This is a genomic window from Enterobacter huaxiensis (genome assembly GCF_003594935.2).
In the GTDB taxonomy this organism is placed as follows: Bacteria; Pseudomonadota; Gammaproteobacteria; order Enterobacterales; family Enterobacteriaceae; genus Enterobacter; species Enterobacter huaxiensis.
This window is the reverse complement of record NZ_CP043342.1, coordinates 3,717,955-3,742,284: the sequence shown is the minus strand read 5'-3', so window position 1 is coordinate 3,742,284 and position 24,330 is coordinate 3,717,955. Positions and strand designations below refer to the sequence as shown.

General features: G+C 56.9%; 20 protein-coding genes. 15 read left to right on the top strand and 5 right to left on the bottom strand.

The genetic code is table 11. The features are described 5' to 3' along the window. Nucleotides 1-168: 168 nt before the first annotated feature. Complete coding sequence (locus D5067_RS17895; protein WP_119935330.1) at nucleotides 169-846, top strand: AroM family protein; 678 nt, start codon at nucleotides 169-171, stop codon at nucleotides 844-846. A gap of 71 nt (nucleotides 847-917) precedes the next feature. Next, nucleotides 918-1,205 (top strand): pyrimidine/purine nucleoside phosphorylase, encoded by a 288-nt coding sequence (gene ppnP / locus D5067_RS17890; RefSeq protein ID WP_119935329.1) that lies wholly within the window; start codon nucleotides 918-920, stop codon nucleotides 1,203-1,205. Nucleotides 1,206-1,252: 47 nt separating this feature from the next. Here ppnP and rdgC read toward each other — a convergent pair whose 3' ends face one another. Next, nucleotides 1,253-2,167: a recombination-associated protein RdgC gene (rdgC, locus tag D5067_RS17885; protein WP_119935328.1), complete on the bottom strand. Its 915-nt coding sequence runs from the start codon at nucleotides 2,165-2,167 to the stop codon at nucleotides 1,253-1,255. A 123-nt stretch (nucleotides 2,168-2,290) separates the two neighbouring features. On the opposite strand from rdgC, the gene mak reads away from it, so the two are divergent. Further along, a complete protein-coding gene (gene mak / locus D5067_RS17880) occupies nucleotides 2,291-3,196 on the top strand; it encodes a fructokinase (RefSeq protein ID WP_119935327.1) in 906 nt (301 codons plus the stop codon). A 179-nt stretch (nucleotides 3,197-3,375) separates the two neighbouring features. Here mak and sbcC read toward each other — a convergent pair whose 3' ends face one another. Together sbcC and sbcD are read right to left on the bottom strand one after the other, a co-directional pair. Then, a complete protein-coding gene (gene sbcC / locus D5067_RS17875) occupies nucleotides 3,376-6,507 on the bottom strand; it encodes an exonuclease subunit SbcC (protein WP_119935326.1) in 3,132 nt (1,043 codons plus the stop codon). After that, entirely contained in the window at nucleotides 6,504-7,709 is a 1,206-nt protein-coding gene (sbcD, locus tag D5067_RS17870; protein ID WP_119935325.1) for an exonuclease subunit SbcD, read from the bottom strand. Before sbcD ends, sbcC begins: the two co-directional genes overlap by 4 nt. 187 nt (nucleotides 7,710-7,896) lie before the next feature. Between sbcD and phoB the strand changes: the two genes are divergently transcribed. The 8 genes from phoB to D5067_RS17830 all read left to right on the top strand — a co-directional run bounded on the left by phoB (nucleotide 7,897) and on the right by D5067_RS17830 (nucleotide 18,391). After that, nucleotides 7,897-8,586, top strand: a complete 690-nt coding sequence (gene phoB, locus D5067_RS17865) for a phosphate response regulator transcription factor PhoB (protein WP_003859122.1) — start codon at nucleotides 7,897-7,899, stop codon at nucleotides 8,584-8,586. 21 nt (nucleotides 8,587-8,607) lie between these two features. After that, complete coding sequence (phoR, locus tag D5067_RS17860) at nucleotides 8,608-9,903, top strand: phosphate regulon sensor histidine kinase PhoR (RefSeq protein WP_119935324.1); 1,296 nt, start codon at nucleotides 8,608-8,610, stop codon at nucleotides 9,901-9,903. Nucleotides 9,904-10,312: 409 nt separating this feature from the next. Further along, nucleotides 10,313-11,632, top strand: a complete 1,320-nt coding sequence (gene brnQ / locus D5067_RS17855; protein WP_119935323.1) for a branched-chain amino acid transporter carrier protein BrnQ — start codon at nucleotides 10,313-10,315, stop codon at nucleotides 11,630-11,632. 81 nt (nucleotides 11,633-11,713) lie between these two features. Next, entirely contained in the window at nucleotides 11,714-13,087 is a 1,374-nt protein-coding gene (gene proY, locus D5067_RS17850; protein WP_119935322.1) for a proline-specific permease ProY, read from the top strand. A gap of 162 nt (nucleotides 13,088-13,249) precedes the next feature. Further along, a complete protein-coding gene (malZ, locus tag D5067_RS17845; RefSeq protein ID WP_119935321.1) occupies nucleotides 13,250-15,067 on the top strand; it encodes a maltodextrin glucosidase in 1,818 nt (605 codons plus the stop codon). Nucleotides 15,068-15,267: 200 nt separating this feature from the next. Continuing rightward, nucleotides 15,268-15,909, top strand: a complete 642-nt coding sequence (locus D5067_RS17840; protein ID WP_119935320.1) for a hydrolase — start codon at nucleotides 15,268-15,270, stop codon at nucleotides 15,907-15,909. A 46-nt stretch (nucleotides 15,910-15,955) separates the two neighbouring features. Further along, a complete protein-coding gene (locus D5067_RS17835) occupies nucleotides 15,956-16,501 on the top strand; it encodes an antibiotic biosynthesis monooxygenase (protein ID WP_119935319.1) in 546 nt (181 codons plus the stop codon). Nucleotides 16,502-16,522: 21 nt separating this feature from the next. After that, nucleotides 16,523-18,391 (top strand): amidohydrolase, encoded by a 1,869-nt coding sequence (locus D5067_RS17830; protein ID WP_119935318.1) that lies wholly within the window; start codon nucleotides 16,523-16,525, stop codon nucleotides 18,389-18,391. 46 nt (nucleotides 18,392-18,437) lie between these two features. On the opposite strand, the gene D5067_RS17825 is transcribed toward D5067_RS17830, so the two are convergent. Next, the gene (locus tag D5067_RS17825) at nucleotides 18,438-19,040 is read right to left on the bottom strand and encodes a peroxiredoxin C (RefSeq protein ID WP_010428037.1); all 603 of its coding nucleotides are present in this window, start codon (nucleotides 19,038-19,040) and stop codon (nucleotides 18,438-18,440) included. A gap of 127 nt (nucleotides 19,041-19,167) precedes the next feature. Then, a complete protein-coding gene (gene acpH / locus D5067_RS17820) occupies nucleotides 19,168-19,749 on the bottom strand; it encodes an ACP phosphodiesterase (protein ID WP_119935317.1) in 582 nt (193 codons plus the stop codon). A gap of 92 nt (nucleotides 19,750-19,841) precedes the next feature. Between acpH and queA the strand changes: the two genes are divergently transcribed. Genes queA through secD form a run of 4 tightly spaced genes read left to right on the top strand, consistent with a single transcriptional unit; the run spans nucleotide 19,842 to nucleotide 24,323 of the window. Beyond that, nucleotides 19,842-20,912 carry a tRNA preQ1(34) S-adenosylmethionine ribosyltransferase-isomerase QueA gene (queA, locus tag D5067_RS17815; RefSeq protein ID WP_119935316.1) on the top strand — a complete coding sequence of 357 codons (1,071 nt, stop codon included), beginning with the start codon at nucleotides 19,842-19,844 and terminating at the stop codon, nucleotides 20,910-20,912. A 53-nt stretch (nucleotides 20,913-20,965) separates the two neighbouring features. Then, nucleotides 20,966-22,093, top strand: coding sequence for a tRNA guanosine(34) transglycosylase Tgt (gene tgt, locus D5067_RS17810; protein WP_089599266.1), 1,128 nt, complete (start codon nucleotides 20,966-20,968; stop codon nucleotides 22,091-22,093). Between the two features lie 22 nt (nucleotides 22,094-22,115). Continuing rightward, on the top strand, nucleotides 22,116-22,448 hold the full coding sequence (yajC, locus tag D5067_RS17805) for a preprotein translocase subunit YajC (RefSeq protein WP_042320789.1): 333 nt from the start codon (nucleotides 22,116-22,118) through the stop codon (nucleotides 22,446-22,448). 27 nt (nucleotides 22,449-22,475) lie between these two features. Beyond that, nucleotides 22,476-24,323 carry a protein translocase subunit SecD gene (secD, locus tag D5067_RS17800; RefSeq protein ID WP_119935315.1) on the top strand — a complete coding sequence of 616 codons (1,848 nt, stop codon included), beginning with the start codon at nucleotides 22,476-22,478 and terminating at the stop codon, nucleotides 24,321-24,323. Nucleotides 24,324-24,330 lie beyond the last annotated feature (7 nt).

Sequence of the window (24,330 nt, the reverse complement as noted above, 5' to 3'; positions counted from 1 at the left end):
GTTAATATTCAGTTATTACAGGTAGATTCTTACCAGGCAGGGGATCTTTACACTTCGGTGCAGAGATCCCCTGCTACGCTTGGTGCTGTTTTGTTGAAAAAATGAACTGTGCAGCGTAGTGAGCCTGTACCTGTGTAACCGCTGTGGTAGTAATGGAAGGCGATCAAGATGAAGGCGACGTTGGCGATCCTCACCATTGGTGTGGTCCCTGTAAGCGAAGTATTACCGCTCCTGACGGAGCATGTCTCAGAACAACAGATCACGCATCTTAGCCTGCTGGGTAAGATGAGTCGGGACGAGGTCATGGAAGACTACGCTATAGACGAGGGGGAGGATGCTCTACCGACGTTATTAAGTGACGGTAAACTGGCAAATGTGTCACGGCAAAAAATCGAGCGCGCGCTGCAGGGGGTGATAGAAGTGCTCGACAATCAAGGCTATGACGTGATTTTACTGATGAGCACCGCACCGATTAAAGGACTGGTTGCGCGCAATTCGATCTTGCTGGAGCCGATGCGGATTATTCCGCCGCTGGTGGCCTCGATCGTTGATGGTCATCAGGTGGGGGTTATTGTCCCCATTGAGGAGCTTCTGGATAACCAGACGGTGAAGTGGAGCGTGCTTGAACGAATACCGCTGTATGCGTTGGCCAATCCCTTCTGGGACAGCGAAGCCAAGCTTATTGCGGCCGGGCAGGAGCTGCTCGACAGAGGGGCGGATGTCCTGATGCTGGACTGCCTGGGGTTCCATCAGCGGCATCGCGATTTACTGCAAAAGGCGCTTGATGTCCCCGTGCTGCTGTCGAACGTTCTGATGGCCCGTCTGGCGTCGGAATTACTGGTGTAATGATTTTACGTGACAGGCCATGAGCATGGCCCCTATAGTGGATTTTTATCTATAAATATAAGGGCCAGTTCATGCTTCAAAGTAACGAATACTTTTCCGGTAAAGTGAAATCCATCGGTTTTACCAGCAGCAGCACTGGCCGCGCCAGTGTCGGCGTTATGGCTGAAGGTGAATACACCTTTGGTACCGCAGAAGCTGAAGAGATGACGGTTGTCAGCGGTGCGCTGAACGTCTTATTACCGGGTGAAACGGAATGGAAAGTCTATTCTGCCGGAGCGGTTTTCAACGTTCCTGGCCACAGCGAGTTTCATCTGCAGGTTGCTGAACCCACCTCTTATCTGTGCCGCTACCTGAAATAAAAGCAAGCCGGGTGGCGCATTCGCTTACCCGGCCTACATTTTGCCTGTTAGCGCTGTGCTTCGCCGCCAAGGCTTTCAACCAGATTCTGAATCAACGCCGCCAGCTCGCCGGTCATCAGGATAAAGTCCGCGTCAAAGCGCTGGGCGTAGTCTTCCCGGTCGATATCTTCATTCTGATCGCGCAGCTCGTCGCAGAACTTGAGGCGCTTCACCGAGCCGTCATCGCACATCATGAACTGAATACGCTGCTGCCAGTCAAGGGCCAGTTTGGTTACGACTTTGCCCGCTTCAATGTGTACGGCGATTTCGTCGCTCACCAGATCCTGTTTTTTCGCGCGGATCACGCCGCCATCTTCCAGCAGCGCTTTTAGCTCCGCTTCATCGAGGATCTGGAAGCCCTGCGCGGCCGTACCGCTGCGAACCCATTCGGTCAGGGTTAGCTCAATCGGGGTTTCCAGTGCCAGCGGCACTACCGGCAGCGAGCCAAGGCTTTTGCGCAGCAGGGCCAGCGTATCTTCTGCTTTCTTGGCGCTGGCGCAGTCCACCATGATCAGCCCGTTGACGGTGTCGATCCACATCATGGTCTGGCTAAAGCGGCTAAAGGCGCGCGGCAGCAGAGAGTGCAGCACTTCGTCTTTCAGAGAATCTTTTTCAGTCTTTTTCAGCTTACGGCCCTGTTCGGCTTCCAGCTTGAAGATTTTGGCTTCCAGCGCCTGCTTGACCACCGGCGTTGGCAGGATTTTTTCCTCTTTACGGGCGCAGACGATGATTTGACCGGTGCTGCTGACGTGGGTCAGGGCATCGCTTTGTGAACCCATCGGCGGGACCCAGCCGGTTTTGGCCATATCCTGGCTACCGCAAGGGGAAAAGGTGTAAGCGGCTAACTGTTTTTCCATCTCTTCTGCACGCAGCGAAACGTCGCGGCTGAGACGGTAAACCATCAAATTTTTGAACCACAGCATGATAATTTCCACGGCCTTGTCGTTAAATCAGCGGGCATGATAACGAATTGTCGCATCGCTTGCATTGCTAATCGGGTAGCCGGCTTCTACTCTGTTGATAATCAAAATAATGAGGAGTGTCCTGTGCGTATTGGGATTGATTTGGGCGGCACCAAAACGGAAGTCATTGCGCTGAGCGAGCAGGGGGAGCAGCTGTTCCGCCACCGGCTGCCCACGCCGCGCGATGATTATCAGCAGACGATTGAGACGATTGCCCGTCTGGTTGAGATGACTGAACAGGCGACGGGGGAAACGGGGAGTGTCGGAATGGGGATCCCAGGCTCGATTTCGCCCTATACCGGCGTGGTTAAAAACGCTAACTCGACGTGGCTTAACGGTCAGCCCTTTGATAAGGACCTGAGCGCGCGCCTGAACCGCGAGGTCCGACTGGCTAACGATGCCAACTGCCTGGCGGTTTCAGAGGCCATTGACGGCGCCGCTGCCGGGGCGCAGACCGTTTTTGCAGTGATTATCGGCACCGGCTGCGGGGCGGGCGTGGCCTTCGGTGGCCGTTCACACATTGGCGGTAACGGAACGGCAGGCGAGTGGGGGCACAACCCGCTGCCGTGGATGGATGAAGATGAGCTCAAATACCGCGCTGAAGTACCCTGCTACTGCGGCAAGCAGGGGTGTATTGAGACCTTTATTTCCGGCACGGGCTTTGCGACCGATTACCATCGCCTGAGCGGCCAGCCGCTGAAGGGTAACGAGATTATGCGCCTGGTTGAAGAAGACGATCCGCTCGCTGAGCTGGCGCTCAGCCGCTACGAAACGCGGCTGGCGAAATCGCTGGCGCACGTGATCAATATTCTCGATCCGGACGTGATTGTGCTGGGTGGCGGCATGAGCAACGTCGACCGCCTGTACGCGACGGTGCCGACGCTGGTGAAACAGTGGGTCTTCGGAGGGGAGTGTGAAACCCCGATACGCAAAGCGGTGCACGGAGATTCCAGCGGCGTGCGCGGCGCGGCGTGGCTGTGGCCGGAATAAACGCAAAACGGCAACCTGCGTTGCCGTTTTTAATGTTTGTACCCTCTCCCTGTGGGAGAGGGCCAGGGTGAGGCAAGGGAAAAGCAAAACAGCAACACAAGTTGCTGTTTTTAAGGTTTATTCCCTCTCCCTGTGGGAGAGGGCCAGGGTGAGGGCACCAGACCGCACCGTCCCCCCATTCACCCCACCGAAAATTCTCTGTCCAGCCTGCTATATCCCAGCCCGTTAATCTTCTTCACCCTGATCTGCACCGGAATGCGCTCTTTCATCGCCTCAACGTGGCTGATCACGCCAATGGTTTTCCCGGTAGCATTCAGGGCGTCGAGCGCATCCAGCGCGGTATCCAGGGTTTCGCTGTCGAGCGTGCCGAAACCTTCATCCAGGAACAGGGAGTCAATCCGCGTTTTATGGCTGACCAGGTCGGAAAGCGCCAGCGCCAGCGCCAGGCTCACCAGGAAACTCTCGCCGCCTGAAAGCGTGCGGGTGTCGCGGACAGCATCCGCCTGCCAGGTATCGACCACTTCCAGCTCCAGCGCGTCGCTGACCTTACGCTGAAGCAGATAGCGTCCGTGCAGGCGGTTGAGCTGCTGGTTAGCAAGCCAGACCAGATTATCCAGCGTCAGCCCCTGAGCAAACTTGCGGAATCTGTCGCCGGTGCTTGAGCCAATCAGCGCGTTCAGATAGGCCCAGTCATCGGCCAGACGTGCCGCCTCGTCAATTTGCCGCATGAGCGCCTGCTGGTGCAGACGGTTATCGCTGTCCTGCTTGAGCTGCTGGCGGATCTCACCCTGGCGAGTGGTGTTCTCACGCAGCTGCTGCGCCAGCTGCTGCAGCTGGGCCTGCAGCGTTTGGGCGTCGGCATTAAGCTCATCCGAACGCAGCGCCTGATGGCTCTGCAGCTGCTGCTCCGCCTGGGCAAAGAGCGCCGTAGCCTGCTGTATCTGCTTCTCCAGCATCTGCTTTAATTCTTCCAGGTGTTGAACGGTGTCGGCATCAAGAAGCGCGGAAAGAAACGCGTCTCGATCGTCAAAGTGGCTGGCTGACAGGGCCGCGCTGAATTGAGACTGCGCCTGCTGCAAACGTTCACTCTCCAGCGTCTCCTGCTGCTGCTGTGCGATAAGCTGGCTTTGCAGCGACACGCACTCGTCGTGAACTTCACGCCAGCCGTCAGGAATAACCGCTTCGGCTTCTGTGCTATCCCCCGCCGGAAGGGTGTCCAGAAGTGGCGTCAGGGCGTTAATACGCTCCTGGGTGGCGCCGTGCTGGGTCTGTTTCTCCTGCCACTGCGCGAATTCGGTTTCGCGGGTCTTCAGCCAGACGGCCTCTGTTCCCTCTTCAGGAACGTTAAGCGACAGCGCCGCCAGGGCGTTTTCCAGACCCTCACGCGTCGCCGCCAGCTGTTGCTGATACTGACGCTCCTGTTCTTCCTGCTGGCTAAGCTGGCTTTGCAGCGTCAACCGCTGGCTGAGCTGATAAAGCTGCCGCTCGTAGTGTTCCTGCTCGCTCATCCACGGGGCAATATCATCCTGAATATTCAGCGTAATATTGAGAGAGGCACACACTTCCAGCCACTCTTTAGTGAGCGCTTGCTCTTCCTGAGAGAGCGCCTGCGCTTCGTCTGTCTCGCGTTGGATCTGCTGTGACAGGGCATTAACCTGGCCCAGCACCAGCAGACCGTCTTCTTTAAGCGCGACGACCTCTTTTTCCAGGGTATCCCTGCGGCGCTGGTTATCCGTGAGCTCAAGCGCCTGATACGACTCAACGGCGGGGTGTTCGCTGGAACCGCACAGCGGGCAGGGTTTACCTGCCTCAAGCTGGGAGCGATAATTTTCCAGCTTTTTGATCGTCGCTTCGCTCTCGCACAGTGCCTTCAGGTCGACAAAGTGCTGGTTTTTCTCTTTGTACTGCTGTCGACGCAGGGCCAGGGTTTCATTGAGTTTTAACTGTTCCGCCTGCGCTTTTTGTACGCTTTCATTATTCTGACGCAGGCGTTTTTGCAGCGGCTGATAGCGGGCGTTTAGCGCGGTCAGACGCTGACGCAGCGCGCGGGATTGCCCCAGCAGCTCCATTGCCGCAGCAACCTCGTCTGCCGTCAGCGTCAGGGGACTCACCGGCAGGCCAGCCAGCTTCTGGCGCAATTCAGCGATGCGCGCAGCCAGCGTAGCCAGCTGATGTTTATCGCGATTGAGCTGAGAGAAGTGTGCCCGCCAGCCTGCAATTTCCTGGCCCCACAGGCGGAACCGGTCATGTTCTGCCAGCCACTGAGCCAGGGCGGCGAGTTCAGCCTGTAGCTGCAGCCGGTTTTGCTGCGCCGCGTTACGGATCCGCGCGCGCAGGGCAGTTTTTGCCAGTAAGCGAGTATTTACTTCAGCAATTCGCTGCTGCGTTTGCGCCAGTCGTGACGTCTGTTCTTGCTGATGCTCCCACAGCGGGCGGAGCCGGGCGGCAGGCAGCGCATGCTGGAGCTTAGCCAGGTCAGGTGCCGCCTCCGCAAGCGCCCGTTGCGCCTGTTGCTGAGAAAGCGCGGCGCGCTCCCGCTCGCGCAGGAGTTCATCCTGACGCGTAAGCCACTGAAAATCCTTCTGCTGACTCTGCTGCTGCGTGAGAAGCGTTTTCTCTTCGTCAGTAAGTGACTGCAAACTTTGCTGCAACTGCTGCTGCTGTTCTTCGCTAAGCAGTACGATGCCTGCGGCCTGCGCCTCGCACATCTCCAGCGCGCTGCGGGCGGCTTTGTGCTTTTCAAAGACCATGGCGGAAATCTGGCCGTAAATTTCCGTTCCGGTGAGTTCCTCCAGCAGTTCCGCGCGATCGCTGGGTTTGGCGTTAAGAAAAGCGGCAAACTGCCCCTGAGAGAGCAGCATGGAGCGGGTAAAGCGGCCATAGTCCAGCCCGGTGAGCGCCGCGGTTTGCTCAAGTTTATCCGTTACCTTGTCGGCCAGAATCTTGCCGTCTTCGCAGCGCGCCAGCTCCACGCGCGGAGCCTGCAGATTTCCGTCCGGCTGATTACGCGCGCGGTTCTGGCTCCAGAAAGCGCGGTAGGCTATGCCTTTTACCTCAAATTCCACTTCTGCCAGGCACTCGGCGGTATCGCGGGTCATCAGGTCGTTTTGCGCCTGAGACACTTTTTGCAGGCGCGGGGTTTCGTGGTACAGCGCGAGGCAGATGGCGTCAAGCAGGGTGGTTTTGCCCGCGCCGGTGGCGCCGGTAATGGCAAACAGCCCGTTGCTTGCAAAAGGCTCGGCGGTGAAGTCAATTTTCCACTCGCCCTTGAGTGAGTTGAGGTTTTTCAGACGCAGGCTCAGAATTTTCATGCGTTTTCTTCCTCATCGTTGAGCGCGTGCAGGGTATGGGCGAATAGCTCGTTAAGCCTTGCGCGCTTGTCGTCGTCAATCTCTTCCTGGGACAAGCGGCGTTCAAACACCTCTTCCACCTTCAGTTCGCTGAGGGTTTCACGCTGGGCGCCGAGAAGAATTTTCTCGCGCTGTTCACGGCTGCGGCGCACCAGCAACACCTCCACGGGCAGATCTTCCGTCAGCGACTGAATTTTTCGCTGCATATCGTGCAGGTAGTCGTCGGTAGTGATTTCGATATCCAGCCAGACGGGCGGATTAAGCGCCGCGCCGCGCCACTGCTCTAGCTGTGCGGTGATGGCGTCGAGATCGCCTTTCAGCACCGCCAGCGGCTGGGTAACGGGCACCTCAAGCGTCTCTACCGCGCTGAGTTTACCGTCGGTGAAGCTCACCAGGTGGACGGATTTGGCTTTGCCGGTTTCATCGAAACTGAGCGCGAGGGGGGAACCGCAGTAGCGAATGTGCTCCGCGCCGCCGACGATCTGTGCCCGGTGTATATGTCCGAGCGCAATGTAGTCGGCTGGCGGGAAGTTTTGCGCCGGAAAGGCATCCAGCGTGCCGATATAGATGTCACGTACGGCGTCACTTTTACTGGCACCGACGGTAGTGAGATGTCCGGTGGCAATCACCGGGAGCGTCAGCTCACCGCGCAGGGCGCAGGCATCTTCATGCTGCCGATGATAATAGTCGGTGATGCTTTGTAACAGATGCTGCTGCTTTTCGCCGCCGGACAGCCCCGCCTGGCTTTGCACGATATCGCGCGGGCGCAGGAAGGGAACCGGGCACAGCACGGCCCCCGGCGTGCCGTCGCGTTTTTTCAGGATCTGCGGCGCATGCCCTGCGCTGGCGACCACGGTGGTATTGAGAAACGCCAGAATATCCCGAGACTCATTGAGCGTGGCCACGGAGTCGTGGTTTCCGGCAACAATCACCAGATGGCATCCAGTCTGCTGCAGGTTGACCACGAAGCGGTTATATAACTCACGCGCATAGCTCGGCGGCTGTCCGGTATCAAAGATGTCACCCGCGACAATAATGGCATCAACGTCATGCGACTGAGCCGTCTTCAGCAGCCAGTTCAGGAACGCTTCATGTTCTGCGGCGCGGCTTTTACTGTAAAAGTTTTGACCCAGATGCCAGTCCGAGGTGTGAAGTATGCGCATAAGAGATCCGTGGCGAAAAATGATGGTGCGGATTATAAACTGTCAGGGAACGGAAAATAACCGCTGTCATAAAACAACAGTTTGCCAGTTATGGTGGTAATGTTTTTCATAAATCTGTCATAAATCTGACGCATAATGACGCCGCATTACAAACTTGTAATTTAAATAAGATAAGACAGGGCAAAGTATGGCGAGACGTATTCTGGTCGTAGAAGATGAAGCTCCAATTCGTGAAATGGTGTGCTTCGTGCTCGAACAAAATGGCTTCCAGCCGGTTGAAGCGGAAGATTATGACAGCGCGGTGAACCAGCTGAATGAACCCTGGCCCGATCTGATTCTGCTGGACTGGATGCTGCCGGGTGGCTCTGGACTGCAGTTCATCAAACACATTAAACGTGAAGCGATGACCCGCGATATCCCGGTTGTGATGCTCACGGCGCGCGGTGAAGAGGAGGATCGCGTGCGCGGTCTGGAAACCGGCGCGGACGATTACATTACCAAGCCGTTCTCCCCGAAGGAGCTGGTGGCCCGCATCAAAGCCGTTATGCGCCGTATTTCCCCGATGGCGGTAGAAGAGGTGATTGAGATGCAGGGCCTGAGCCTTGACCCAACCTCACACCGTGTCATGACGGGCGAAAATCCCCTCGACATGGGGCCGACCGAGTTTAAGCTTTTACACTTCTTTATGACGCACCCGGAACGCGTTTACAGCCGCGAGCAGTTGCTGAATAACGTCTGGGGAACTAACGTCTATGTCGAAGACCGAACGGTTGACGTCCATATTCGCCGCCTGCGTAAAGCGCTGGAACTGAGCGGCCACGATCGCATGGTGCAGACGGTCCGCGGCACGGGTTATCGTTTCTCAACCCGTTTCTGAACAATGACAGGAGTGTGACGCGTGCTGGAACGTCTGTCATGGAAAAGGCTCGTCTTTGAACTGATCTTATGCTGTATTCCGGCCTTCATTCTGGGGGCCTTTCTTGGACATCTACCCTGGTTTCTGCTGGCGGCAGTCACCGGCCTGCTGATCTGGCATTTCTGGAATTTACTGCGTCTTTCCTGGTGGCTGTGGGTCGACAGAAGTATGACGCCCCCGCCGGGGAGCGGAAGCTGGGAGCCGCTGCTGTACGGCCTGCACCAGATGCAGATGCGAAATAAAAAGCGCCGCCGCGAGCTGGGAAGCCTTATCAAACGTTTCCGAAGCGGTGCAGAATCGCTGCCGGATGCGGTCATTCTGACCACAGAAGAGGGCACCATCTTCTGGTGTAACGGCCTGGCGCAACAGCTGCTGGGCCTGCGCTGGCCGGACGATAACGGACAGAACATCCTCAACCTTCTGCGTTACCCGGAGTTCACGCAGTATCTCAAAACGCGCGAATTTACGCGTCCGCACAATCTGAAGCTCAATAATGGTCGGCATCTTGAAATTCGCGTGATGCCCTACAGCGATCGGCAGTGGCTGATGGTGGCGCGCGACGTCACCCAGATGCACCAGCTGGAAGGCGCGCGGCGTAATTTCTTCGCCAACGTGAGCCATGAGCTGCGCACGCCGCTGACGGTGCTGCAGGGATATCTGGAGATGATGCAGGAGCAGATCCTGGAAGGCGCGCCGCGCGAGAAAGCGCTGCACACCATGCGGGAGCAAACCCACCGGATGGAGGGGTTGGTCAAACAGCTTCTTACGCTCTCGAAGATTGAAGCGGCCCCCTCGCTTGCGCTGACTGACACCATCGATGTGCCAATGATGCTGCGGGTCGTGGAGCGTGAAGCGCAGACGCTCAGCCATAAAAAACATGAGTTCACCTTTGAGGTCGATAACACCCTTAAAGTGCTTGGCAGCGAAGACGAGCTTCGCAGCGCCATCTCCAATCTGGTCTATAACGCGGTGAACCATACGCCGGAAGGAACGCATATTTGGGTGCGCTGGCAGCCTACCGCAGCGGGCGCGGAGTTTAGCGTTGAGGATAACGGGCCGGGGATCTCATCTGAACACCTCCCGCGTCTTACCGAACGTTTCTACCGTGTCGATAAAGCGCGCTCGCGACAAACCGGAGGCAGCGGCCTGGGGCTGGCGATTGTGAAACACGCGGTGAATCACCATGAGAGCCGTCTCGATATCCAGAGCACCTTAGGCAAGGGAACCCGCTTCAGCTTCGTGATTCCGGAACGATTAATTGCCAAAAAAAGCGCCTGATAGCGGACCTGTCATTATTCCTTTCCACGGGCCAGCCATTGCTGGCCCGTTTGCTTTGCGGTCAAGCGAAACGCGAATGAATTTTATACGGTTGATGTTTTTTTGTTCGCATGATTAGCCATGCGTTTTTCTTATAACTAGCCTGATGTGCTGGTTTGTATTTTCATGCTGGCATATTGTTCTGGTTTTACGATCCCACCTTGCCTTTAAACGTTATAAGCGTTTAAATTGCCCCCCATATACTGTCAGACCGACTGTATTTGCGTGGTAAATCGAAAAACTATTCTTCTCCACGCCAGGACGGGAGCATATCCCGCTGAAATTGAGCAAATTTTCCGCTGTATCGTCCCGTACGGGATGGCGAAAATCTCAACGTTTTCAACACCACATCCACAGGCAGTAAGGTTTTATGACCCATCATTTAAAATCGCGTGACATCATCGCGCTGGGCTTTATGACATTTGCGCTGTTCGTTGGCGCAGGTAATATCATTTTTCCTCCAATGGTTGGCTTACAGGCGGGTGAACACGTCTGGACCGCTGCGTTTGGCTTCCTGATTACGGCCGTGGGTCTACCGGTTCTGACCGTTGTCGCGCTGGCGAAGGTCGGCGGCGGCGTGGATAGCCTGAGCACGCCGATTGGCAAAGTGGCTGGCGTTCTGCTGGCGACCGTCTGCTATCTGGCCGTGGGCCCGCTGTTCGCTACGCCGCGTACGGCAACGGTTTCCTTCGAAGTGGGTATTGCCCCGCTGACCGGTGACGGCGCGATGCCGCTGTTTATCTACAGCCTGGTCTACTTTGCGATCGTGATTCTGGTTTCCCTCTATCCGGGCAAGCTGCTGGACACCGTGGGCAACTTCCTCGCTCCGCTGAAAATCGTCGCGCTGATTGTGCTGGCGGTTGCCGCTATCGTCTGGCCGGCGGGTCCTATCAGTACGGCGATGGATGCGTACCAGAACGCGGCGTTCTCTAACGGCTTTGTGAACGGCTACCTGACCATGGATACGCTGGGCGCCATGGTGTTTGGTATTGTTATCGTTAACGCCGCGCGCTCCCGTGGCGTGACCGAAGCACGTCTGCTGACGCGCTATACCATCTGGGCTGGCCTGATGGCCGGCGTGGGCCTGACGCTGCTGTACCTGGCGCTGTTCCGCCTGGGCTCTGACAGCGCAACGCTGGTTGACCAAAACGCGAACGGTGCGGCTATCCTGCACGCTTACGTTCAGCACACCTTTGGCGGTGCGGGCAGCATGCTGCTGGCGGCGCTGATCTTCCTGGCGTGTCTGGTTACCGCTGTTGGCCTGACCTGCGCGTGCGCAGAGTTCTTTGCTCAGTATCTGCCGCTCTCTTACCGCACGCTGGTGTTTATCCTCGGCATCTTCTCTATGGCGGTATCGAACCTCGGTCTGAGCCACCTGATTCAGGTCTCTATTCCGGTGCTGACGGCCATTTATCCGCCGTGCATTGTGCTGGTGGTGCTGAGCTTCACCCGTCCGTGGTGGAACAACTCGTCGCGAATTATTGCACCAGCCATGTTTATCAGCCTGATTTTTGGTATCCTTGACGGGATCAAAGCATCAGCATTTACAGACGTGCTGCCTGCCTGGACACAGCGTCTGCCGCTGTCCGAGCAGGGCCTGGCCTGGCTGATGCCTACCGTTGTTGCGCTGGTTCTGGCGATTATCTGGGACCGTGCTGCAGGGCGTCAGGTCGCATCGAACGCCCATTAATCAACGGCAACAAACTGTTTAACCACGGGGCTTAAGGCCCCGTGGTTTTTTGTTTTTTTCGTGTTGAATGGCAAGATTTAAATGGAAAGCACTAACAAACTTAAGCGTGGACTGAGCACGCGCCACATCCGCTTTATGGCGCTGGGCTCTGCTATCGGCACCGGTCTTTTTTATGGCTCGGCAGATGCCATCAAAATGGCCGGTCCAAGCGTGCTGCTGGCGTACATTATCGGTGGGGTTGCGGCCTATATCATTATGCGCGCGCTGGGAGAGATGTCTGTTCACAACCCGTCCGCCAGCTCCTTCTCGCGCTATGCACAAGAAAACTTAGGCCCGCTGGCAGGCTTTATCACCGGCTGGACCTACTGCTTTGAAATCCTGATTGTGGCGATTGCCGACGTAACCGCGTTTGGGATCTACATGGGCGTCTGGTTCCCCGACGTACCGCACTGGATATGGGTGTTGAGCGTGGTGCTGATCATCTGCGCCGTCAACCTGATGAGCGTGAAGGTGTTCGGCGAGCTGGAGTTCTGGTTCTCGTTCTTCAAAGTCGCGACCATCATTATCATGATCCTCGCCGGTTTCGGCATCATCATCTGGGGTATCGGTAACGGCGGCCAGCCGACCGGCATTCATAACCTGTGGAGCAACGGCGGCTTCTTCAGCAACGGCTGGCTCGGCATGGTGATGTCGCTTCAGATGGTGATGTTCGCCTACGGCGGTATCGAGATTATCGGCATTACCGCCGGTGAAGCGAAAGACCCGGAGAAGTCCATCCCGCGCGCCATCAACTCCGTGCCGATGCGTATTCTGGTGTTTTATGTGGGTACGCTGTTCGTGATTATGTCCATCTACCCGTGGAATCAGGTCGGCACCAACGGCAGCCCGTTTGTACTGACCTTCCAGCACATGGGCATCGCCTTTGCCGCCAGCATTCTCAACTTTGTGGTGCTGACCGCGTCGCTGTCGGCGATCAACAGTGACGTCTTCGGCGTAGGCCGTATGCTGCACGGGATGGCAGAGCAGGGCAGCGCGCCGAAGGTGTTTGCGAAAACTTCGCGCCGCGGAACGCCGTGGGTGACCGTGGTGGTGATGACCGTGGCGCTGCTGTTCTCGGTGTACCTGAACTACATCATGCCGGAGAACGTCTTCCTGGTGATTGCCTCGCTGGCGACCTTCGCCACCGTGTGGGTGTGGATCATGATCCTGCTGTCGCAGATTGCTTTCCGTCGCCGCCTGTCGCCAGAAGAGGCCAAAGCGCTGAAGTTCAAAGTGCCGGGCGGCGTGCCAACCACCGTGGTCGGCCTGATCTTCCTGGTCTTTATTATTGCCCTGATTGGCTACCATCCGGATACCCGTATCTCCCTGTACGTGGGCTTCGCGTGGATCGCCCTGCTGCTGGTGGGCTGGATGTTTAAGCGCCGACACGACCGTCAGCTGGCAGAAGCACAGTAACATCCTTTTGCCCTCTCCCCGTGGGAGAGGGTTAGGGTGAGGGCACCAGGCTGCACCGGTGCCTCATCCCCCGTCCTCCTCCCCTAATAAACCTTTGCATGATGAGCTAACCTTAACCACCCTGTGGCAAGGTGACGTCAATTTCATCAAAGGGGATTCGTGATGTTAAATGCCTGGCACCTTCCGGTTGCCCCATTTGTTAAGCAAAACAAAGACAACCTTGTGATTACGCTCTGGCTGGCGGGGGAAAATCAGCCTGAACGCGTGACGCTCCGCGCGGAAGTGGATAACGAAGAAACGACGCTGAAAATGCACAAACAGCGCAGCCAGCCGCAGCCGGGCGTGACCGCGTGGCGGGCTAATATCGATTTGCGCAGCGGACAGCCGCGTCGTCGCTACGCTTTCAAGCTGCTGTGGAACCATCGTCAGCTGTGGTTTACCCCGCAGGGATTCAGCCGTTTTCCACCGGCCAGGCTGGAGCAGTTTGCCGTGGATTACCCGGATAATGGCCCACGGTGGGTTAACGATCAGGTGTTCTACCAGATTTTCCCGGACCGCTTTGCGCGCAGCGATAAGCGCACCGCACAGCAGGATAAGGTTTATTACCACCACGCCGCCGGACACGACATCATCATGAAAGCGTGGGATGAACCGCTTACGGCGCAGGCGGGCGGATCGACCTTCTACGGCGGCGATCTCGACGGCATCAGCGAAAAGCTTCCGTACCTGAAAAAGCTTGGCGTGACGGCGCTGTACCTGAACCCGGTATTTAAGGCGCCGAGCGTACATAAATATGATACTCAGGATTATCGCCACGTTGACGAACAGTTTGGCGGTGACGAAGCATTGCTGCGCCTGCGCAAGAACACCCAAAACGAAGGCATGCGCCTGATTCTTGACGGCGTGTTCAACCACAGCGGCGACTCTCACGCATGGTTTGACCGCCATAACCAGTCGATGGGCGGGGCATGCCATAATCCGGATTCGCCGCAGCGCGACTGGTATAGCTTTAGCGAAGATGGTCGCGCGCTCGACTGGCTGGGGTATGCCAGCCTGCCGAAGCTCGATTTCCAGTCGCCAACGCTCGTGAATGAAATCTACGGCGGTGAGGACAGCATCGTGCGCCACTGGCTGAAAGCGCCGTGGAACATGGACGGCTGGCGTCTGGACGTGGTGCATATGCTGGGTGAAGCGGGCGGGGCGCGGAACAATCTGCAGCACGTCGCGGGCATCACCCGTTCTGCAAAACAGGCTCAGCCGGAGGCGTTTGTCTTTGGCGAGCACTTTGGCGACGCGCGCCAGTGGCTGCAGGCCGATGCGGAGGATGCGTCGATGAACTATCGCGGGTTTACCTTCCCGCTTTGGGGCTTCCTCGCTAACACCGATATTTCTTACGATCCGAATCATATCGACGCCGAAACCTGTATGGCGTGGATGGAGAACTATCGCGCCGGTCTGTCTCATCAGCAGCAGCTGCGGATGTTTAACCAGCTCGACAGCCACGATACCGCCCGTTTCAAATCCCTGCTCGGCAAGGATGTGGCGCGGCTGCCGCTGGCGGTCACCTGGCTCTTTACCTGGCCTGGGGTGCCGTGCATTTACTACGGCGACGAGGTTGGGCTGGACGGCAACAACGATCCGTTCTGTCGTAAAACCTTCCCGTGGGAGCCAGAGAAGCAGGACAAGGTGCTGTTCAGCCTGTATCAGCGTCTTGCAAAACTGCGTAAGCAGAGTCTCGCCCTGCGCTACGGCGGCTGTCAGGTGGTGTATGCCCACGACAACGTGGTGGTATTTGCCCGCGTCTATAACCAGCAGCGCGTGCTGGTGGCGATTAACCGGGGCGAGGCCTGCGAAGTGGTGCAGGACGACTCTCCGCTGCTCAACGTGAAGGCGTGGCAGTTGAAAGAGGGGAAAGGCACGGTTCAGGATGGCGTCCTCTCGTTACCCGCCGTTTCCGCCTCCGTCTGGTTCGGTAATTAACCCTTAGCAGCAGCCAGCGTATATCGCTGGCTGTTCTGTTTTCCCCATCTTGTTCGGTTTAATTCAACAGAGGGGACAAATATCTTTACTATCCGCACGATCAATTCTCGCTATACTCAAATTGCTTTATCAGTCAGGGCCCTTTCTCATATAGCACACACAATCGTTGGCTTTTAACTTATTGTTTAAAAGGTACTTTTATGTCTATTCGTGAACTGATTGATCCATCCAATTCCACACTGATTTTTATCGATCACCAGCCGCAAATGTCCTTTGGCGTGGCCAATATTGACAGACAGCTATTGAAGAATAATACGGTTGCCCTGGCGAAAGCCGGCAAAATTTTTGATGTACCCGTTATTTATACCTCCGTCGAAACGAAAAGCTTTAGCGGCTATATCTGGCCAGAACTGCTGGCGGTGCATCCGGACGTTAAACCGATTGAACGTACTTCAATGAACTCCTGGGAAGATGATGCGTTTGTTGCGGCAGTCAAGGCAACGGGCCGCAAGAAACTCATCATCTCAGCGCTGTGGACCGAAGTGTGCCTGACCTTCCCGGCGCTGATGGCCCTGGACGAAGGCTTTGAAGTTTACGTGGTAACCGATACCTCCGGCGGCACCTCCGTTGACGCTCACGAACGCGCCATTGACCGTATGGTGCAGGCGGGGGCGGTTCCGGTCACCTGGCAGCAGGTGCTGCTTGAGTACCAGCGCGACTGGTCGCGCAAAGGCACCTACGACGCGGTGATGGATCTGGTGCGCGAGCACAGCGGGGCGTACGGCATGGGCGTCGACTATGCCTACACCCTCGTTCACGGCGCGCCTGAGCGCAAGGCGTAATCCTTTCGGGGCGGGTTTTCCGCCCCCTCAATGACCAGGAACTCTTATGGCGCAAACATCACATGTGACGCTGGTGATCACCCACACGCTGCTTCCGGGGCAGGCTGAGCGTTACGAACAGTGGCTGGGCAAGATCATGCCCGTCGCGGCGGAATTCCCCGGCCATCTGGGCGCGAACGTTATTCGCCCGTCGGAGGGGCAAAACCTGTGGACGGTGATTATTCGCTTCGACACCATCGAGCACCTCGACGCGTGGACGCACTCCGACACCCGCAATGCGCTGGTTAAAGAGATCGAACCGCTGCTGGCGGAAGGGGATAAAACCGACGTGCGCACCGAGCCGGCATTCTGGTTTACGCCGCCTGAGCCGCACGTGCGCAAGCCTAAGCAGTGGAAACAGTTTCTTATCACCCTGCTGGTGATTTTCCCCAGCACCAACATGGTGCCGCTGGTAACCGGCGCGCTGCTTCCTGGCCTGAAAGGCTCGCTGCTGCTGCATTTGATTAACGATGCCTGCGTGGTCGCGCTGGTGGTCTGGCTGTGGATGCCCATCGTGACCCGTCTGTTTGCCGGATGGCTGAAAAAAGCCTGATTCGGCTTAAAGGAGTACGTTATGTCTCAAACTGCCACACTGATTTTAACCAAAGGTAAGATCCATACCCTCGATCGCGAAAACCCGCTCACGGAGGCGGTAGCGATCGCTGACGGCAAGATCCTTGCCACGGGTAACTACGATCGCATCATGAGCTACGCGACCCAGGGGACGCAGATCGTTGACCTGAAGGGGAGCACGGTAATCCCGGGTCTGAACGATTCCCACCTGCACCTGATCCGCGGCGGGCTGAATTACAACCTTGAGCTGCGCTGGGAAGGCGTGCCCTCGCTGGTGGATGCGCTGCGCATGCTGAAAGATCAGGCCGATCGCACGCCATCGCCGCAGTGGGTACGCGTGGTGGGCGGCTGGAGCGAGTTCCAGTTTGCCGAACGCCGGATGCCCACCATCGAAGAACTCAACGAGGCCGCGCCGGATACGCCAGTGTTCGTGCTTCACCTCTACGATCGCGCGCTGCTCAACCGCGCCGCGCTGAAAGCCGTTGGCTACACCAAAGAAACGCCGAATCCACCGGGCGGCGAAATCGTGCGTGATAACCACGGCAACCCGACCGGGATGCTGATTGCGAAGCCTAATGCGATGATCCTCTACGCCACGCTGGCAAAAGGGCCGAAACTGCCGATTGAGCAGCAGGTCAACTCCACCCGCCAGTTTATGCGCGAACTGAACCGCCTTGGGCTGACCAGCGCCATCGATGCGGGCGGCGGTTTCCAGAATTACCCGGAAGATTATGAAGTGATTGCCGAGCTGCACGCCAAAGAGCAGATGACCGTGCGTATCGCCTATAACCTGTTTACCCAGCGTCCGAAGCAGGAGCTGGAAGACTTTGAGCGCTGGACCGATATGCTCAAGCCGGGGCAGGGGACGGACTTTTATCGTGCGAACGGGGCGGGCGAGATGCTGGTCTTCTCGGCGGCAGATTTCGAAGACTTCCTCCAGCCGCACCCCGACCTGCCGGAAGGGATGGAGGACGAGCTGGAGCGCGTGGTGCGTCATCTGGTGGAACACCGCTGGCCGTTCCGCCTGCACGCCACCTATGACGAATCCATCAGCCGCATGCTCGACGTATTTGAGAAGGTGAATCGCGATATTCCCTTCAACGGCCTGCACTGGTTCTTCGACCACGCGGAGACCATCACCGAGCGCAATATTGAACGCGTAAAGGCGCTCGGCGGCGGGATCGCGGTGCAGCACCGCATGGCGTTCCAGGGTGAGTATTTTGTCGACCGCTACGGCAAGGAGGCGGTGAAACACACGCCGCCGGTGGCGAAAATGCTGGAGCTGGACGTGCCGGTCGGGCTCGGGACGGATGCCACCCGCGTGGCGAGCTACAACCCGTGGACGGCGCTGTACTGGCTGGTGTCCGGGCGCACCGTCGGCGGGCTGGCGATGTATGACGATAACAATCGTCTGCCGCGTGAGGTGGCGCTGGAGCTGTGGACCGCAGGCAGCGCGTGGTTCTCCAGCGAGCAGGGCAAAAAAGGCCGTCTGGTCGAGGGGCAACTGGCCGACCTGGTGGTGCTGTCGAAAGACTACTTCAGCGTGCCGGAAGAGGAGATTAAGGGCATTGAATCGGTGCTGACCGTGGTGGACGGCAAGGTAGTGTACGCTGCCGGGCACTTCAGCCCGCTGTCGCCGCCGCCGATTCCGGTGGTACCGGAGTGGTCGCCGGTCGTGAAAGTGCCCGGCCATTACCGCTCAGCGCCGCCCGCAGCCAGCAGGGTCGGGGCGGTGGTGCAGATGCATCAGTGCATCGGCAGCTGCGGCGTGCACGGCCACGCGCACGGCATTGCGCGCCAGTCGGCTATTCCGGTGTCGGACGAGCAGGCATTCTGGGGCGTATTAGGCTGTTCCTGCTTCGCGTTTTAAAACAAAAAGGCCCGCATAAGCGGGCCTTCTTCGTAAACCGTGCCGATTACAGGCTGGATACGTTCTCGGACAGGTATTTAGCCACGCCGTCTGGAGACGCGTTCATACCTTCTTTTCCTTTTTCCCACTGAGCCGGGCACACTTCACCGTGCTCTTCGTGGAACTGCAGCGCGTCAACCATGCGCAGCATTTCGTCGATGTTACGACCCAGCGGCAGATCGTTCACAACCTGGTGACGTACGATGCCGTTTGCGTCGATCAGGAAGGAACCACGCAGCGCAACGCCAGCGTCCGGGTGTTCGATACCGTAAGCCTGCTGGATTTCGCGTTTGATGTCCGCAACCATCGCGTATTTCACCGCACCGATGCCGCCGTTTTCGACAGGGGTGTTACGCCATGCGTTGTGTACAAATTCAGAGTCGAAGGAGACGCCAACAACTTCCACGCCGCGCTTCTGGAATTCTTCGTAACGTTTGTCGAACGCGATCAGCTCGGACGGGCAAACGAAAGTGAAGTCCATTGGCCAGAAGAACAGAACGGTCGCTTTACCGTTGGTGTGCTGCTTGAAGTTGAAGTTTTCAACGATTTCACCGTTGCCCAGAACTGCTGCAGCTGTAAAATCCGGAGCCGGACGAGTTACCAGAACCATATGATTCTCCTGTAGATACTAAGGTTATTTGGAACGCAACGCGGGCCAGTATAGAGAGTGTTCGCGAATAAGACAAAGAGGTGGCGACAATCGTTCAATAAGATTTCGCCTATCAATATAAATACAGTCATAGCGATTTGTTTCTCGCCTGCGCCATCATGCGCGGGTAAAACTGCCAGAAGCGCGTTTCCAGCGCGTCGTAATGTGTATCCAGGTCGTACCACGAATCGCGCAGCGCATCCAGGCGCGGGCGGCGGCTCGCCATGCCGTTGAGCACATTCTGGATGAAGTCCATCTCGCGATAGCGCTCCAGCCAGCGCTCCGACCACAGGTAATTATTCAGGTTCACAAAGCGCGGCGGCGAGTCTGGCAAAATAACCGACACCTGCTGATGGGCATAGCGCACGAACTCCGGCAGCGGCATGTCCGGTGAAAGCTGTGACCAGTGGCGCGACAGGAAATGATCCCACATGACGTCGAGCGTAATCGGCGCGACGCGGCGGGTTTCGGGGCGAAACCACGCCTTGGCCTCCGTTACCTCGGGCAGGTTATCGGTCAGCACATCGATACGGCGGTGCATAAAAATCCCGTCGACAATCTCCGGGGAATAGTCCTCCGCGGGGTTACCGCGCACAAAATCGGCCAGCAAATTGCCGGAAAGGGAGCTGTCAGCGAGATGAGCGAGATGCAGGTGAGCGAGAAAATTCATGCGTTTTATTTGTCCAGAAGCGGCTAGTTGTTGCAGCAAGAGGGTGTGAGCACTAGACTATGCCGCCTGTTTTTAAGTCACGAGTATACGTCATGCGCGTCGCCGATTTCTCCTTTGAACTACCTGAATCCCTGATTGCTCACTATCCAATGCCTGAGCGCAGCAGCTGTCGCTTACTGTCACTGGACGGGCCAACGGGCGAGCTGACGCACGGTACTTTCACCGATTTGCTCGACAAGCTCAACCCTGGCGATCTGCTGGTCTTTAACAATACCCGCGTGATCCCGGCGCGCCTGTTTGGCCGTAAAGCCAGCGGCGGCAAGATTGAGGTGCTGGTCGAACGTATGCTCGATGATAAACGTATTCTGGCACATATTCGCGCCTCTAAAGCGCCGAAGCCGGGTGCGGAGCTGCTGCTGGGCGATGACGAAAGCATCAAGGCGACCATGACCGCGCGCCACGACGCGCTGTTCGAGGTGGCGTTCGACGACGAGCGCACGGTGCTGGACATTCTCAACGCCATCGGCCACATGCCGCTGCCGCCGTACATTGAGCGTCCGGACGAAGAGGCTGACCGCGAGCTGTACCAGACCGTCTACAGCCAGAAGCCTGGCGCGGTTGCGGCACCGACCGCGGGCCTGCACTTTGACGAACCGCTGCTGGAAAAACTGCGCGCGAAAGGCATTGAGATGGCCTTCGTGACGCTGCACGTCGGCGCGGGCACCTTCCAGCCTGTGCGCGTGGACAGCATTGAAGATCACATCATGCACTCTGAGTATGCCGAAGTGCCTCAGGAGGTTGTGGACGCGGTGCTGGCGGCGAAAGCGCGCGGTAGCCGCGTCGTGGCGGTCGGGACGACGTCCGTGCGCTCGCTTGAGAGCGCCGCGCAGGCGGCGAAGCGCGATCTTATCGAGCCGTTCTTTGGCGATACGCAGATCTTTATCTACCCTGGCTACCAGTACAAAGTCATTGATGCCCTGGTGACCAACTTCCATCTGCCTGAATCGACGCTGATTATGCTGGTTTCCGCATTTGCGGGCTATCAGCATACGATGAACGCCTACAAGTCTGCGGTAGAACAAAAATATCGCTTTTTTAGCTACGGGGACGCGATGTTTATCACGTACAATCCGCAGGCTTTGAATGAGCGTGTCGGGGAATAACTCCGCGGCACCGTTTTACAACGTTGGACTGTTTTTCTGACGTCGGAGAAAAAATGAAATTTGAACTCGATACCACCGATGGCCGCGCGCGTCGCGGTCGCCTGGTGTTTGATCGCGGCGTGGTGGAAACCCCTGCGTTTATGCCTGTGGGCACGTACGGCACCGTAAAAGGGATGACGCCGGAAGAAGTTGAAGCCACTGGCGCACAGATTATCCTCGGTAACACCTTCCACCTGTGGCTGCGTCCTGGTCAGGAGATCATGAAGCTGCACGGCGACCTGCACGATTTCATGCAGTGGAAAGGCCCAATCCTGACCGACTCCGGCGGCTTCCAGGTGTTCAGCCTGGGCGATATCCGCAAGATCACCGAAAAGGGCGTTCACTTCCGTAACCCAATCAACGGCGATCCGATTTTCCTCGATCCCGAAAAATCGATGGAGATTCAGTACGATCTCGGCTCCGACATCGTGATGATCTTCGACGAATGTACGCCGTACCCGGCGGACTGGGACTATGCAAAACGCTCCATGGAGATGTCTCTGCGCTGGGCGCAGCGCAGCCGCGACCGTTTTGACTCCCTGCAGAACAAAAATGCGCTGTTCGGCATTATCCAGGGCAGCGTTTACGAAGATTTACGCGATATCTCCGTTAAAGGTCTGGTAGAGATAGGCTTTGATGGCTACGCTGTCGGCGGTTTGGCTGTGGGTGAGCCGAAGGAAGATATGCACCGTATTCTGGAGCATGTCTGCCCGCAAATCCCGGCGGATAAACCACGATACCTGATGGGCGTGGGTAAACCAGAAGATCTGGTGGAAGGCGTGCGTCGCGGCATTGATATGTTCGACTGCGTGATGCCAACCCGTAACGCGCGTAATGGGCATCTGTTCGTTACCGATGGCGTGGTGAAAATCCGTAACGCGAAGCATAAGAGTGACACCAGCCCGCTCGATTCCGAGTGCGATTGCTATACCTGTCGCAATTATTCTCGCGCGTATTTGCATCATCTCGATCGTTGCAACGAGATTTTGGGCGCGCGTCTCAATACCATTCATAATCTTCGTTATTATCAGCGCTTAATGGCTGGTTTACGTAAGGCTATCGAAGAGGGTAAATTAGAGAGCTTCGTGACCGATTTCTACCAACGTCAGGGCCGGGATGTCCCACCTTTGAACGTTGATTAATTTTAATAATGAGGGAATTTGAATGAGCTTTTTTATTTCTGATGCGGTAGCAGCAACTGGCGCGCCATCACAGGGCAGCCCGATGTCTCTGATTCTGATGCTGGTTGTGTTTGGTCTGATTTTCTACTTCATGATCCTGCGTCCACAGCAGAAGCGCACCAAAGAGCACAAAAACCTGATGAACTCCATTGCGAAAGGCGATGAAGTGCTGACCAACGGTGGCCTGGTAGGTCGCGTGACCAAAGTAGCGGAAAGCGGCTACATTGCTATCGCCCTGAACGACACCACTGAAGTGGTTATCAAACGTGACTTCGTAGCTGCCGTTCTGCCGAAAGGCACCATGAAGGCGCTGTAATCCCAACTTTTCCCAAAGGGAACTGCCGTGTTAAACCGTTATCCTTTGTGGAAGTACGTCATGCTGGTGGTCGTCATTGTTGTCGGCCTACTGTATGCGCTTCCCAACCTGTATGGTGAGGATCCGGCCGTTCAAATCACTGGCGCGCGCGGTGTCGCCGCCAGTGAGCAAACGCTGATCCAGGTCCAGAAAACGTTACAAGAAGAAAAAATTACCGCTAAGTCTGTGGCACTGGAAGAGGGCGCAATTCTTGCTCGCTTCGACACCACCGACACGCAGCTCCGCGCACGTGAAGCGCTGATGGGCGTGCTGGGTGATAAATACGTCGTGGCGCTTAACCTTGCTCCTGCAACCCCGCGTTGGCTGGCTGCGTTGAACGCAGAGCCAATGAAACTCGGTCTTGACCTGCGTGGTGGCGTTCACTTCCTGATGGAAGTGGATATGGATACCGCGCTTGGCAAGCTGCAGGAACAGAATATCGACAGCCTGCGCAGCGATCTGCGTGAGAAAGGCATCGCCTATACCACCGTGCGTAAAGAAGATAATTACGGCATGAGCATCACGTTCCGCGACAGCGCGGCGCGCGATCAGGCTGTAACTTATCTGTCTCAGCGTCACCGCGATCTGGTGATCACCTCTCAGGGCAGCAACCAGCTGCGCGCGGTGATGACGGATGCGCGTCTGAGCGAAGCGCGTGAGTATGCCGTTCAGCAGAACATCAACATCCTGCGTAACCGTGTAAACCAACTGGGCGTGGCTGAGCCGCTGGTACAGCGTCAGGGTGCTGACCGTATCGTGGTTGAACTGCCGGGTATCCAGGATACCGCGCGTGCGAAAGAGATTCTGGGCGCGACGGCAACGCTGGAATTCCGTCTGGTTAACTCTAACGTCGATCAGTCCGCTGCTGCCTCTGGCCGTATCCCGGGTGACTCCGAAGTGAAACAGACTCGCGAAGGTCAGCCGGTTGTGCTGTACAAACGCGTGATCCTGACCGGTGACCACATCACCGACTCCACTTCAAGCCAGGACGAATACAATCAGCCGCAGGTTAACATCTCGCTTGACAGCGCGGGTGGTAACATCATGTCTAACTTCACCAAGGACAATATCGGCAAACCGATGGCGACCCTGTTTGTGGAGTACAAAGACAGCGGTAAGAAAGACGCTAACGGCCGTGCCGTGCTGGTGAAAGAGGAAGAGGTGATTAACATCGCCAATATCCAGTCTCGTCTGGGTAACAGCTTCCGTATCACCGGTATCAACAACCCGAACGAAGCGCGTCAGCTTTCGCTGCTGCTGCGTGCCGGTGCGCTGATTGCGCCAATCCAGATTGTTGAAGAACGTACCATCGGTCCAACCCTGGGTATGCAGAACATCAAGCAGGGTCTGGAAGCGTGTCTGGCCGGCCTGGTGGTCTCCATTCTCTTCATGATCTTCTTCTACAAGAAGTTTGGTCTGATTGCGACCTCCGCGCTGGTGGCGAACCTGGTGCTGATTATCGGCATTATGTCCCTGCTGCCGGGGGCGACGCTGACCATGCCGGGTATTGCGGGTATCGTTCTTACCCTTGCGGTGGCGGTCGACGCCAACGTACTGATAAACGAACGTATCAAAGAAGAGCTGAGCAACGGTCGTTCTGTACAGCAGGCGATTGAAGAAGGCTACAAAGGAGCGTTCAGCTCCATCTTCGATGCGAACGTAACAACACTGATTAAGGTTCTTATCCTGTATGCAGTGGGTACTGGCGCGATCAAAGGCTTTGCGATTACTACCGGTATCGGTGTCGCAACGTCGATGTTTACCGCTATTGTCGGCACCCGTGCCATCGTGAACCTGCTGTACGGCGGCAAGCGCGTCAAAAAGCTGTCTATCTGAGGAGTGC

Bases quoted from the DNA above. Each gene is read 5' to 3' on its own strand.
- brnQ (WP_119935323.1), top strand. From the start codon at position 10,313: ATGACCCATCATTTAAAATCGCGTGACATCATCGCGCTGGGCTTTATG.
- D5067_RS17895 (WP_119935330.1), top strand. From the start codon at position 169: ATGAAGGCGACGTTGGCGATCCTCACCATTGGTGTGGTCCCTGTAAGC.
- D5067_RS17835 (WP_119935319.1), top strand. From the start codon at position 15,956: ATGGCGCAAACATCACATGTGACGCTGGTGATCACCCACACGCTGCTT.
- D5067_RS17840 (WP_119935320.1), top strand. From the start codon at position 15,268: ATGTCTATTCGTGAACTGATTGATCCATCCAATTCCACACTGATTTTT.
- proY (WP_119935322.1), top strand. From the start codon at position 11,714: ATGGAAAGCACTAACAAACTTAAGCGTGGACTGAGCACGCGCCACATC.
- sbcC (WP_119935326.1), bottom strand. From the start codon at position 6,507: ATGAAAATTCTGAGCCTGCGTCTGAAAAACCTCAACTCACTCAAGGGC.
- rdgC (WP_119935328.1), bottom strand. From the start codon at position 2,167: ATGCTGTGGTTCAAAAATTTGATGGTTTACCGTCTCAGCCGCGACGTT.
- acpH (WP_119935317.1), bottom strand. From the start codon at position 19,749: ATGAATTTTCTCGCTCACCTGCATCTCGCTCATCTCGCTGACAGCTCC.
- D5067_RS17825 (WP_010428037.1), bottom strand. From the start codon at position 19,040: ATGGTTCTGGTAACTCGTCCGGCTCCGGATTTTACAGCTGCAGCAGTT.
- ppnP (WP_119935329.1), top strand. From the start codon at position 918: ATGCTTCAAAGTAACGAATACTTTTCCGGTAAAGTGAAATCCATCGGT.
- malZ (WP_119935321.1), top strand. From the start codon at position 13,250: ATGTTAAATGCCTGGCACCTTCCGGTTGCCCCATTTGTTAAGCAAAAC.
- queA (WP_119935316.1), top strand. From the start codon at position 19,842: ATGCGCGTCGCCGATTTCTCCTTTGAACTACCTGAATCCCTGATTGCT.
- sbcD (WP_119935325.1), bottom strand. From the start codon at position 7,709: ATGCGCATACTTCACACCTCGGACTGGCATCTGGGTCAAAACTTTTAC.
- D5067_RS17830 (WP_119935318.1), top strand. From the start codon at position 16,523: ATGTCTCAAACTGCCACACTGATTTTAACCAAAGGTAAGATCCATACC.
- phoB (WP_003859122.1), top strand. From the start codon at position 7,897: ATGGCGAGACGTATTCTGGTCGTAGAAGATGAAGCTCCAATTCGTGAA.
- tgt (WP_089599266.1), top strand. From the start codon at position 20,966: ATGAAATTTGAACTCGATACCACCGATGGCCGCGCGCGTCGCGGTCGC.
- yajC (WP_042320789.1), top strand. From the start codon at position 22,116: ATGAGCTTTTTTATTTCTGATGCGGTAGCAGCAACTGGCGCGCCATCA.